We start from the raw sequence: 12,295 nt of genomic DNA, 5'->3' as shown, positions 1-12,295 counted from the left end.
CGTAATATATCCTCAATGTAATAATGGCCTCACCTATTTAAGATAGGCACGAACCAGCTCAATCGTATCGTCAACTGATTTACTGACTTCATGACTGTAGCTGTCATTCTGGTCAAAGGTTTCCCGTATGTGGCTCTCCAGCACCTCTGCCATCAGTCCGTTAGCGGCGCCCCGGACGGCGGCGATTTGCTGGAGAACGGAACGGCATTCAGCGCCACTTTCAAGTGCTCTTTCCAGAGCATCAATCTGACCCCGGATACGGCGAACCCGGGTTAGGACCTTTTTTTTCTCTTCAGGAGTACTGGGCATTGCTTACCTCACTGCTCTGTATTTCTTATACTATAGGGGAGTATTACATTAAGATCAACACATACCCCACTATAGTATAATAAATATATCAGAGCACCGGTAATGACTCCAACTTACTGATAGTGTTTTATGTTCAGATAATGCCCGATGACTTTGTCATGCAGCTCCACCGATTTTGAGAAAGACAGTGACTTCCTGCCCAGCCTTGCCAGATGCTGCCTCAGATTCAGGTTATGCCGCTCAATGCGCTGCGTATATCGCTTGCTGATAACGTGCAGTTCTCCCTTCAGGCGTGATTCATAAAGCGGCCAGCCATCCGTCATCCATACCACGACCTCAAAGGCCGACAGCAGGCCCAGAAGACGCTCCAGCGTGACCAACGTGCGTTCACCGAATACGTGCGCCACAACCGTCCTCCGTATCCTGTCATACGCGTAAAACAACCAGCGCTGGCGTGATTTAGCGCCGACGTAACCCCACTGTTCGTCCATTTCCGCGCAAACAATAACGTCACTGCCCGGTTGTATGCGTGAGTTTACCGACTGCGGCCTGAGTTTTTTAAGTGTCGTAAAATCGTGTTGAGGCCAACGCCCATAATGCGTGCACTGGCGCGACATCCGACGCCATTCATGGCCATATCAATAATTTTCTGGTGTGTACCGGGCTGAGAGGCGATGTAAGTGAACTGTAGCTGCCATGTTTTACGGCAGTGAGAGCAGAGATAGCGCTGATGTCCGGCAGTACTTTTACCGTTACGCACCACGCCTTCAGTAGCTGAACAGGAGGGACAGCTGATAGAAACAGAAGCCACTGGAGCACCTCAAAAACACCATCATACACTAAATCAGTAAGTTGGCACCCTTACCCTGTATAGGTACTCTCTGTTTTTCGTGGCCTGCCTCGCCCACGAATTTCGCCAGTCATGACTTTGCTCCTGCATTTTATTAACGGAAAAGAATAAGTGATTTTGCGCGGAGGCTTCAATCAGTTTATCCCCGGCGGTGACGAGGTGGCCACCTATGCCGACTGGACAGGGGACTGACTATTGCCATAACGCCATCGCAGGTTGCTTCAGTAAACCTGCTAATCCCGTACAATGGCGAATTCGCTATATCCGCTTCTCGCACTTAGCTGCCATAAATCGGCCAGGCAATCACAGGTCATTTCTGTCTCGCAAAGAAGGTGCCGTTTCTGCTTTGCGTTGACACCCCTAAATATTAGAATTAAAAGGAGAGAGTTACTGGAAAAAGGCAGCGGAGGCAGTGACAATCGTGGCTTGAAGCCACTACTCGATGGATGCGGACATGTAGTTGGCGTCATTCGACAAAACTAGCAAACTTCTAATAGTCACCATTTCTCCCGTCTGGCGGGAGTGCTGTCAAATGCCCCCCTCATCTCTGTGTGGGAAATGAAGGGTGAAGGGGAAATAGATGACAGCGTTATTTCTACGCCCAGAATACTGAATACCTTGTACAGACGATCAATACTGGCGCTAGCAGGGTTTGCTTCCAGGCGGGCATAGGTTTGCTGCGTTACGCCAAGCCTCTCAGACACATCTTTTTGCGTGAAGCCCTTGATTTTGCGAAACCCGATTAGCACAGGTCTGAGCTGGTTCAGCGTTTTTATCGGGAACTGATTATTCATAAGTGACCTGCCTCGCAGACTGAGTAGGGAGTACCGCCCTGTAATACAGCAGGTAAGGTGTATTTTGTGTTATACAGACTATAGGCTGTAAAACCTTTATTGAAAAGATGCTGATGTTCCAGGGGCATGCCGAGCATGGACGATTTTCTGCGGGGCGGTATTTCGCTACGGGGGAGATTGCGTTCGGGCAATGTACCGGTGTAAAAAACGTCAATTTTTCAAAACCGCTGTTATCGGGATAAGCTGAAAACTCCGAAGGCAGACACAGCCACGAATAATGTCAGACTTAAGCTCTGTAGCTGTCTTCTTTTGCCTGTAAATAACGTCTAGTTTGACTCTGATGAAGGCTGTACCAGGCAGAGAACATGTCACTCTCGGGGCCGGATGATAAAATGTGTTCAACTGGCTGGGCAGGGTAATAGCGAAGAACGTTCTCTGAAATTCGATTCAGCTCAGCGTAACGTGCGCTGTAGGTATGTATAATCCATTGCATCAATTTTGCATCCGTATTATTCGCAGATTACACACAAGAAGCTTAACAATGGCTGAAAGAGTGAGCAGGGATATGTAACAAAAACAAGGGCTTCAAGATGAACTGGATAAAACCGGAGCAGAGCAAGCCCTGTTCCGGTTTGTCAGGCTTTGGAATTTCTTCCAGGCCCCTGCAGCTAGTCACAACAAACACATTAATGTTTTCATTGCTTCAATTCAATATTATTGTGTGAAAGGGATTCCATCGAAATCGGCTTATGCATGCTTAAAACTAAACTGCCCCGGCTGCAGTCATTTGGTTGCTGTGGGCTCTGTACTGTGTCTAATAGTGAAAGAATCTTACGTTATAACGAAGGAAATTGCTGAATGACTCTACGATTGCAGACGGAATCACCCGCTGACCAGGATATGTTTAGAGGCAGCAGTCATGAAAAAGTTGCAGAGAATGTGGCTCAGATCATCAGGACACCTGATGTCAATATTATTGGTCTGGAAGGTGAGCTGGGTTCAGGTAAGTCAACAATATTGAAGTTCCTGCAGAAAAAGCTTAAAGATGATTTTACGTTCATTAACTTTGATGCAGAACGTTACCATCATGGCTCAACTAAAAAAGCGCTTATCGATGTCATCCACCACGGGGTCAGCCTACAATGTCCGGGCTCCCGGGATGTGTTGGATAAGTATAAAAATCTGGCTCTGGGTAACATCGTTGAATACGACAAGAGGGTCAGCAGCAGGCTAAGCTGGTTGACCGTCGTTTTTATTTTACTGTCATTGCTTTCCGTGCAGATGCTTCGTTATGTGCTAACAGACCTTAATCAATATTTTACTAACAAGGAGTCATTATTAGGGTGGCTTTTTTATGTTGAGGTGGCCGCGTTTCTTTCTCCTGCCATTATGGTCGCAGGACTGGCATGCCTGCAGAACATGGAATGGTACAGAAAGAAAGGGTATTCGAGTATTGGTGATTTGTTCAAACGCAACAGTACTGACAGGATTGAAGAGACTTGGCTAGTTAATAAGGAGGTCGGAGCTATTGAGCTGGCTGAAGCTCTGCAGGGATTTACCTCCAAAGAGGTCATTTCCCATGGAGATCGCTTCATCCTTATCATTGATAATCTGGACCGAATCAGTGCAGACAAAGTGAAAGAGCTCTGGAGTGATATGGAGCTTATTGCCGGAGCCACTCATGAACACTTCAGGATAGTGGTGCCCTATTCGGCAAGACAGGTTTCAGCCTCACTTTCTGTGGCGGGTTTCAGCGGGCGTGAGTTTATTGCAAAGCGGATTCCTGTAAGTTTTCAGGTTCCTCCTCTTATTTCGGCAGGATGGCAGGAAGCGTTAAGGCAGTACTGGAAAGAAACAGTAAATGAGGATGCAGGGATAGCGTGCCGGGAAGCAACGGTGTTGCTTGAGCGCTGGAAACCCTCTGAGTATCCTCGTATCACACCGCGATTAATGAAGAAGTTTGTTAATGATATTCATATTCTGAACCTTACCGTTCCTGCAACAGAAGATCATCGCCATATTCTTATTGCTCTCTACTTACTGGTGGTCAGATACGGGGAGCGAGATATTAAAGTATTACTTCGCGATCCCAAAGCTAGTCAGACCGAACCCGGTATTGCTCCGGATGATTTTGACGAGATGCTCTCGCTAACTTATCAACAAATATCCCGAATTTTTAATAACGATACAGAAAGATGGAGCGAATTTCTGATGAGCATCCACTATCAGTCCACGGTGGAGCTTGCCAGGAGCGAGTTGCTTGATACGCCTCTTAAAGACGCGATTGGTGCTATAAATATCCCACGGCTTGAAGAACTGACGGCCTTGTGGGGTTTCGCTGAAGCATGGCAGCGAGTGGCACCACATATTCAGATGCGAGACTGGCTGGTTTCTTATAGCCGGATGGATGAGAAGTGTCAGGCTCTCGCCGAACCGCAACTCAAAGTCGCAGTGCAAATGCTGAATCAGAGTTATGCTGTTTCACTCAGAGAAAAGAATGATGAAGGTTTCGTATTGAGTCTGCAGAAACTGATGGCTGACGGGCGGATAAGCCTAGAGCCTTTCGTCGAAAGGCAAATATCGTTTATTGTGAGTAAACTTGATGAAATTCAGGATTCAGAAAAATTGGAGGCTGAATCCACGAAGACGTTGCTGCAGGAAGCTGATTCATACTCTGTTCTGGCCGGTGAATCACTACTGAATAAAATGGAGAATTTTGTAGATGGCGTATTTTATGTGGAATACCTTGTCAATAATGAAGAGACCTTGTCAAACCTGAAAATTGGCACACTAGATATCGGAAATCACGGTCGGGAGGAGATGTTACGCTATGGAGCTGAGCAACCTCAGATAGACCTTTTTAATCCGGGAATTATCCGGCATATCAATATTGCATCGAAGGCGGTACAGAACGTAATTGGAAAGAATGATGGTACAGGTGGGGCTCAGGTTAGCTCTGCAATAATGACGCTTAAAAATCGTCAGGTTGTTGAGGACGTTATCCATTTCAGAAAAATTGTTCTGAGCCCGGACTGGAATAATAATGTTTTAAATCAATATTATCTTAATAATACGGCGACGAGGAATCTCTTCCCTGCGGAATTTGCTGCACAGGCTGTTGCTCACATGGTGCTCCATGGTAACTATGCCGGTATCGAGTCGTACAGTGAACATATTGGTGAGGAACGGTTTGACCTGGCTTTGGCTGCATATCTTCGTTATCTACGTACTGCCGAGAGTATCTTTATAGCACTTAAGGATAAAAATGTTCTGCCGTACATCAAAAATGCTGTTGGCAGGATTGTTGATTTAGGTCTTCTGGTGAATATACCTGTCCTGAGCTTTGTTAAAGGTCAGTATGACGTCATCAAAGAAGCTACAAATGCAACCTCTCTTTTAATATTTGTGCGAGAGCGTCAAAAAGCACTGTCAGAGAAAATAATTGAGTCTGATGTGAATGCTATGGGTCCAGTATTTCTCCATGACGTATATCAGTCAGGTGAGCAGTTTGATATTTTGAAGAAAAAGCTGAACGCCCTGGCATGTGGAGTATTTAGTTCTTCTGAAAGGCTTATTGAGTGTTTTACGGTTCTTCCTGTGAACATGCGCTTTATCCTTGAACAAATGCAACTTCAGGGGCAGCATATCCGGATGGAAGGTAGTGTGGGTATCTTTGCATCATGGTTCCGTGATGCAGAGCCAGACGTTGTCACAAATGCCGAGAACATTCATTTTCTGTGGTCTTGCCTCGACGATACCCAGAGAGAGACTGTACTTGATGAGTTGCACGATGTCTTACTTGAAAGACATATTCGTATTGACAGCCGTATTGCGATTATTACCCGTTTTCATAATGAGTTGTCGTTTATTGAACCTGAGAAGGCCGTTGAACGCAGGGCTATTGCGGCGCTGTTTAGCGCTTCTGTTGATAATGTATTATTGTCTCAATGGCTTGACCGTCAGACGTTTTCATTTTCATCATGGTCTCCGGAGGACGCCCGTACGGCAACGAGTTGTATAATGAATAACTCGGAGATTTTTCCTCTCATCTGCAGGAATTCACAGTATATTAAAAACAGAATGTTACCAGAGAAAGCGGACGTTACAGAAGATAGTGATACGTTTCCGGACTGAGTTCGTTCTTTAAATCCTATACCTGAAGACCACAGCGGTGGTCTTTGGGAGTTTTTTTATTGCCTGATATACATTAAGCATGTTATATCTTGCTAAGAAATAATCATTCAGGGATTAATCATAACTACTGAAGTTATGTTGTGTTCTTTTCTTTTAAAAATAAATTATTCAGATTTATTTTCTATTGATTTAATGAGGTAGGGAATGACAGAAAGTGCTTTGCTTTTGCGAGAGGCATTTAATGAATCGGTTAACTATATGACATGGTCTTTTTATTCACTGATAACTGCTTACGTTTCGATGGCTTTTTATGATAGAGTTGAGGTTAAGACCCGAATAAATAATTATCTGAATAAGTTACTTTTCGTGATTGCTATGTCCGTTTTTATCCCAAATATGTACTTTGTTTCAATGGTGTTCAGTCAGAAGTTAGGCACCGCAGCTGGCGTTGCGTCATTCATTATTGGGCTACTTTTCATGATGTTAAACTCGGCACCTGTAATTACTGGTATCGTACAGCAGCGCAAAGATTGAGTTTTATGAGTATAGTCAGTTGGGTTTTCATCTGTTTTATCAGACTTAGAAAAATGAAATCTTTCAATTCATTGATTTTAAACGCAAAAAAATTTCTAAATGATCAGAATTATAGGGTGCTCGCTCTGCTCTATTACCGAGCACGAGGGGCGTATTATCCAGAGCCGCTCTGAAGATTCGATCATCAACGAGATCGAAGCGATTCGCGACTCGGTACCGGGCTTTACCGGCGTGATCTCCGATCTTGGCGGCCCAACCGCGAACATGTACATGCTGCGCTGCAAATCGCCGCGCGCGGAGCAAACCTGCCGCCGTCTCTCCTGCGTCTATCCGAGCATTTGCGAGCACATGGACACCAACCACGAGCCGACGATCAACCTCTACCGCCGCGCGCGCGATCTCAAGGGCATCAAGAAGATCCTCATCGCTTCCGGGGTACGTTACGACATCGCCGTGGAAGATCCGCGCTACATTAAAGAGCTGGCGACGCACCACGTTGGCGGCTACCTGAAGATTGCGCCGGAGCACACCGAGGAAGGCCCGCTGTCGAAGATGATGAAGCCGGGCATGGGGAGCTACGATCGCTTTAAAGAGCTGTTCGACACCTACTCGAAGCAGGCGGGTAAAGAGCAGTATCTGATCCCATACTTCATCTCCGCCCACCCGGGCACGCGCGATGAGGACATGGTAAACCTGGCGCTGTGGCTGAAGCAGCGTCGCTTCCGTCTGGATCAGGTGCAGAACTTCTATCCGTCACCGCTCGCCAACTCGACGACCATGTATTACACCGGCAAGAACCCGCTGAGTAAGATTGGCTACAAGAGTGAAGAGGTGGTGGTGCCGAAAGGGGATAAACAGCGTCGTCTGCACAAGGCGCTGCTGCGCTATCACGATCCGAAAAACTGGCCGCTGATCCGTCAGGCGCTGGAAGAGATGGGTAAAAAACACCTGATCGGCTCGCGCCGCGACTGCCTGGTACCGGCCCCGACGCTGGATGAGATGCGCGAAGCGCGCCGCCAGAATCGCAATACGCGCCCGGCGCTGACCAAGCACACCCCGATTGTGCATCAGCGTTCGAACGGTGGGGCTTCGGGGACGAAAAAAACGGGAAAACGTAAGATCGGATAACGATGATGCCCTCACCCCGGCCCTCTCCCTGTGTACAGTCCGGGGACATAGTGAACACTTGTTCGGGGACATGGTAGACACTTACAACTAAGGCATAAGAACCCGTTTATGGAGTCGCTTATGCCGTGGGATGCGAGAGATACCATGTCATTACGTACCGAGTTTGTTTTGTTCGCCTCGCAGGACGGGGCGAACATCCGTTCCCTCTGCCGTCGCTTCGGCATTTCACCTGCTACCGGCTACAAGTGGCTTCAGCGCTGGGCTGTCGAGGGCGAACCCGGCCTGCAGGACCGCCCCCGCACGCCGCATCATTCCCCCAACCGCTCGTCTGACGACGTCACCGCCCTGCTGCGCATGGCACATGAGCGTCATGAACGCTGGGGCGCCCGCAAGATTAAGCGCTGGCTGGAAGACCAGGGACACCGTATGCCTGCCTTCAGCACTGTCCATAACCTGATGGCCCGTCACGGCCTGCTGCCCGGCACGGCTCCGGGTATTCCGGCCACCGGACGGTTCGAACATGACGCCCCGAACCGGCTCTGGCAGATGGATTTTAAGGGGCACTTCCCCTTTGGCGGCGGCCGTTGCCATCCGCTCACCCTGCTCGACGACCACTCCCGTTTTTCCCTGTGCCTCACACACTGTACCGATGAACGGCGTGAGACCGTGCAGCAACAGCTGGTCAGCGTCTTTGAACGCTACGGCCTGCCGGACCGGATGACGATGGATAACGGCTCACCGTGGGGCGACACAACCGGCACCTGGACGGCGCTGGAGCTGTGGCTGATGCGCCACGGTATCCGGGTGGGCCATTCCCGGCCTTATCATCCGCAGACGCAGGGCAAGCTGGAGCGTTTTCACCGCAGCCTGAAGGCGGAAGTGCTGCAGGGGAAATGGTTCGCGGACAGCGGCGAGCTGCAGCGTGCCTTCGACCACTGGCGGACGGTCTATAACCTTGAACGCCCGCACGAGGCGCTGGATATGGCGGTCCCGGCCTCACGCTATCAGCCGTCTGCGCGGCAGTACGGCGGCAGCGTGACGCCCCCGGAATATGATGAAGGTGTGCTGGTCAGGAAAGTGGATATCAGCGGGAAGCTGAGCTTACAGGGAGCCAGTCTGAATGCAGGAAAGGCGTTCAGGGGAGAACGGGTGGGGCTGAAGGAGACGCAGGAGGATGGCTGCTATGAAGTGTGGTGGTACAGCACGAAAGTGGGGGTGATCGACCTGAAGAAAAAGTCGATCACCATGGGTAAAGGATGTTAAAAAGTGTTCACCATGTCCCCGAACACCTGTCTACCATGTCCCCGGACCGTACACCCTGCGGGAGAGGGTTAGGGTGAGGGGAAACTACCCGCCAAACTGATCCGGATCCGGGCCTAAACGCTTGCCCTTGTCCAGCTTCGCAATCTCACCCAGCTCATCTTTGTCCAGGCGGAAATCCCAGACGTCGAAGTTCTCGGCGATACGCGATGGCGTGACCGATTTCGGAATGACGACCAGGCCGTTGTCCAGATGCCAGCGAATGACGATTTGCGCGGGCGTTTTACCGTATTTATCCGCCAGCTCGCGGATAATTTTCTGATCGAATACCCCTTCACCGCCCTGCGCCAGCGGGCTCCAGGACTCGGTCTGGATTTTATGCGTGGCGTTCCAGGCGTGAAGCTGACGCTGCTGCATCAGCGGGTGCAGCTCGATCTGGTTAATGACGGGCGCGACGCCGGTCTCGTCAATCAGCCGCTGCAGGTGATGCACCTGGAAGTTACAGACGCCGATGCTTTTCACCAGCCCCTCTTTTTGCAGCGCAATCATCCCTTTCCAGGCCTCGACATAATGGTCGATGGCCGGAACCGGCCAGTGCATCAGATACAGGTCGACGAAGTCGAGCTGGAGTTTTTCCAGACTCTCCTGCAGGGCTTCGCGGGGGCGCTTTTGATCGTCATTCCACAGCTTCGTGGTGATGAATAGCTCATCGCGAGGAACGCCGGCGCTGGCCAGTGCCTTACCCACGCCGTCCTCATTTTTGTACGCGGCGGCGGTATCAATCGACCGGTAGCCGACTTCCAGGGCTTTATGAATGGCGGAGACGACCTCGTCGTTACCGGCTTTCCATACACCTAGCCCCAGCTGGGGCATCACGTTGCCGTCCTGCAGCTTGATTACGGTTTGGTTTGCCATTTTTCCTCCTTCAGGTGCGCATCGCCGGAGGGTTCCTCCGGCGATGGGGTGTGCATTAAGTCTGGACGAAATGTCAAAAAACGAAAGGCGAGAGGCAAAAAGGCTTAGCGTGCCGCCTCGTAAATACGACGGCTGACGTCCAGCGTGATGTCGCCGTGCTCGCCCAGCTGGGTCATGCCGTGCTCTTCGAGTTTCGCCAGCAGAGCAGGGATGGAGCTACCGTCCAGACCATAGCCAGACAGGCGCGTTGGCACGCCCAGGCTTTCAAAGAAGCTGCGCGTCGCTTCGATAGCCGCGTCAATACGCGCGTCGTCAGAACCCTCGGTGATATTCCACACGCGCTCGGCGTACTGCAGCAGCTTGCCGCGTTTGGTATCCCGTTTTTCGTTCCACAGCGCGGGCAGCACGACCGCCAGCGTCTGGGCGTGATCCAGACCGTGCATCGCCGTCAGCTCGTGGCCCAGCATGTGGGTTGCCCAGTCCTGCGGCACGCCAGCGCCGATCAGGCCGTTCAGCGCCTGCGTTGCGGCCCACATGACGTTGGCGCGAACGTCATAATTTTCCGGCTCTTTCAGCGCCTTCGGACCTTCTTCAATCAGCGTCAGCAGAATGCCTTCCGCGAAGCGATCCTGAATTTTGGCATTTACCGGGTAGGTTACGTACTGCTCAACGGTATGAACAAAAGCATCGACCACGCCGTTCGCCACCTGACGCGCAGGGAGAGTGTAGGTGTAAACCGGATCCAGGACCGCGAAGACCGGCTGAACGTGTTCGTTCATGAAGGCCTGTTTGTCGCCGGTGGTTTTACGGGAGATCACCGCGCCCTTGTTGGATTCAGAACCGGTCGCTGGCAGGGTCAGCACGGAGCCCATTGGGATAGCGCTTTTGATGTCGCTGCCGCGGGTTTCCAGAATGTGCCACGGATCGATGCCGTCAGCGTAGTGCGCTGCAGCCGCGATGAATTTGGTGCCGTCCAGCACGGAACCGCCGCCGACCGCCAGCAGGAAGGTGATGTTGTCTTCGCGGGCGATTTTCACCGCATTCATTAGCGTCTCATAAGACGGGTTTGGCTCGATGCCGCCGAACTCGCGCACGTCCAGACCGTCCAGGGCGCTGTAAACCTGATCCAGCACGCCGGTTTTTTTCACGCTTCCGCCACCGTAGGTGATCAGCACGCGGGCGTCAGCGGGGATCTGCGCGCGCAGGTCAGCGATAGCGTCTTTACCAAACAGAATGCGGGTGGGGGTGTGAAGATTAAAGTTGTTCATTGCTCGTTCCCTTAAGTGGGTGAAAAACCGTGGCGGCACTGATGGCTACCTGATGCTGCACATTGTGGCGGTCCGGGGCTATGCCCTCAATGCACATTCCTGCCGATGTCTTGCCCATTTCTACAGAGCGCTGGAGAAAGCGCGGAAAAGCACGCACACTGTTAACGTCGAAAACCGTACCCGGAGTAACGCAAGATGAACCGTGAGGCTATCTGCCAGCAGCTCACTGCGCAGATTAAGAGATTGATAGATAATGAAAATCGTGCAGGCGATCTGCTGCCGGACATTCGCCTGCTCTACGGCACGCAGCCCGGGACGCGCACGCCGGTTATGTACCAGCCGGGGATCGTTTTTCTCTTCTCGGGCCATAAAATTGGCTATATCAACGAGCGCGTGTTCCGCTACGACACCAATGAATATCTGCTCCTGACAGTACCTTTACCCTTTGAATGTGAAACTTTCGCGACAGAGGTCGTTCCGCTGGCGGGAATTCGCGTCAACGTCGACATCCTCCAGCTTCAGGAGCTGCTGATGGAGATTGGCGAAGATGAACTCTTCCAGCCGTCGATGGCGTCGAGCGGAATCAACTCGGCGACGCTGTCGGAAGAGATCCTCTGCGCCATCGAGCGTCTGCTGGACGTAATGGAGAGGCCGCTGGACGCGCGCATTCTCGGCAAGCAGATCGTCCGCGAAATTCTCTACCACGTGCTGCTGGGGCCGGGCGGCGGGGCGCTGCTGGCCCTGGTGAGCCGTCAGACCCACTTCAGCCTGATAAGCCGCGTGCTCAAGCGTATCGAAAGCCAGTACACTGAAAACCTCAGCGTCGACCAGCTGGCGGCGGAAGCGAACATGAGCGTCTCGGCGTTTCACCATAATTTTAAGTCGGTGACCAGCACCTCGCCGCTGCAGTACCTCAAAACCTACCGGCTGCACAAGGCGCGGATGCTGATGATCCACGACGGCATGAAGGCCAGCGCGGCGGCGATGCGGGTGGGCTACGAAAGTGCCTCGCAGTTCAGTCGGGAGTTTAAGCGCTATTTCGGCGTTACGCCGGGAGAGGATGCGTCACGTATCAGAACGATGCAGGGAGCTTAGGCTTTTTT

General features: G+C 51.3%; 9 protein-coding genes and 1 pseudogene. 5 read left to right on the top strand and 5 right to left on the bottom strand.

Annotated elements, in window-relative coordinates; translation table 11 throughout:
- Positions 1-33 precede the first annotated feature (33 nt).
- From frmR to FY206_RS20785, 3 genes are all read right to left on the bottom strand, one after another.
- Positions 34-309, bottom strand: a complete 276-nt coding sequence (gene frmR, locus FY206_RS20795; RefSeq protein WP_017384071.1) for a formaldehyde-responsive transcriptional repressor FrmR — start codon at positions 307-309, stop codon at positions 34-36.
- Between the two features lie 113 nt (positions 310-422).
- A protein-coding gene (locus tag FY206_RS20790; RefSeq protein WP_223479951.1) for an IS1 family transposase occupies positions 423-1,120 on the bottom strand; the annotation gives its coding sequence in 2 pieces (ribosomal slippage) (positions 423-871 and positions 871-1,120; 699 coding nt in all).
- 536 nt (positions 1,121-1,656) lie between these two features.
- Positions 1,657-1,953 (bottom strand): helix-turn-helix transcriptional regulator, encoded by a 297-nt coding sequence (locus FY206_RS20785; protein WP_017384073.1) that lies wholly within the window; start codon positions 1,951-1,953, stop codon positions 1,657-1,659.
- 858 nt (positions 1,954-2,811) lie between these two features.
- Between FY206_RS20785 and FY206_RS20780 the strand changes: the two genes are divergently transcribed.
- The 4 genes and pseudogenes from FY206_RS20780 (at position 2,812) to FY206_RS20765 (ending at position 9,012) form a co-directional block, all read left to right on the top strand.
- Positions 2,812-6,087, top strand: coding sequence for a P-loop NTPase fold protein (locus FY206_RS20780; protein ID WP_021242119.1), 3,276 nt, complete (start codon positions 2,812-2,814; stop codon positions 6,085-6,087).
- Positions 6,088-6,291: 204 nt separating this feature from the next.
- On the top strand, positions 6,292-6,621 hold the full coding sequence (locus FY206_RS20775) for a hypothetical protein (protein WP_000140246.1): 330 nt from the start codon (positions 6,292-6,294) through the stop codon (positions 6,619-6,621).
- Positions 6,622-6,735: 114 nt separating this feature from the next.
- A pseudogene (locus FY206_RS20770) lies at positions 6,736-7,749 on the top strand (radical SAM protein); the annotation flags it as partial.
- 120 nt (positions 7,750-7,869) lie between these two features.
- On the top strand, positions 7,870-9,012 hold the full coding sequence (locus FY206_RS20765) for an IS481 family transposase (RefSeq protein WP_032638743.1): 1,143 nt from the start codon (positions 7,870-7,872) through the stop codon (positions 9,010-9,012).
- 84 nt (positions 9,013-9,096) lie between these two features.
- Here FY206_RS20765 and dkgA read toward each other — a convergent pair whose 3' ends face one another.
- Complete coding sequence (gene dkgA, locus FY206_RS20760; protein ID WP_032643404.1) at positions 9,097-9,924, bottom strand: 2,5-didehydrogluconate reductase DkgA; 828 nt, start codon at positions 9,922-9,924, stop codon at positions 9,097-9,099.
- A gap of 104 nt (positions 9,925-10,028) precedes the next feature.
- On the bottom strand, positions 10,029-11,192 hold the full coding sequence (yqhD, locus tag FY206_RS20755; RefSeq protein ID WP_032643402.1) for an alcohol dehydrogenase: 1,164 nt from the start codon (positions 11,190-11,192) through the stop codon (positions 10,029-10,031).
- Positions 11,193-11,387: 195 nt separating this feature from the next.
- On the opposite strand from yqhD, the gene FY206_RS20750 reads away from it, so the two are divergent.
- Positions 11,388-12,287 (top strand): AraC family transcriptional regulator, encoded by a 900-nt coding sequence (locus tag FY206_RS20750; protein WP_032643400.1) that lies wholly within the window; start codon positions 11,388-11,390, stop codon positions 12,285-12,287.
- The last annotated feature ends 8 nt before the right edge of the window (positions 12,288-12,295 follow it).

The sequence above is a fragment of the Enterobacter chengduensis genome (genome assembly GCF_001984825.2).
Classification (GTDB): domain Bacteria; phylum Pseudomonadota; class Gammaproteobacteria; order Enterobacterales; family Enterobacteriaceae; genus Enterobacter; species Enterobacter chengduensis.
This window is presented reverse-complemented; position numbering and strand designations above follow the sequence as displayed.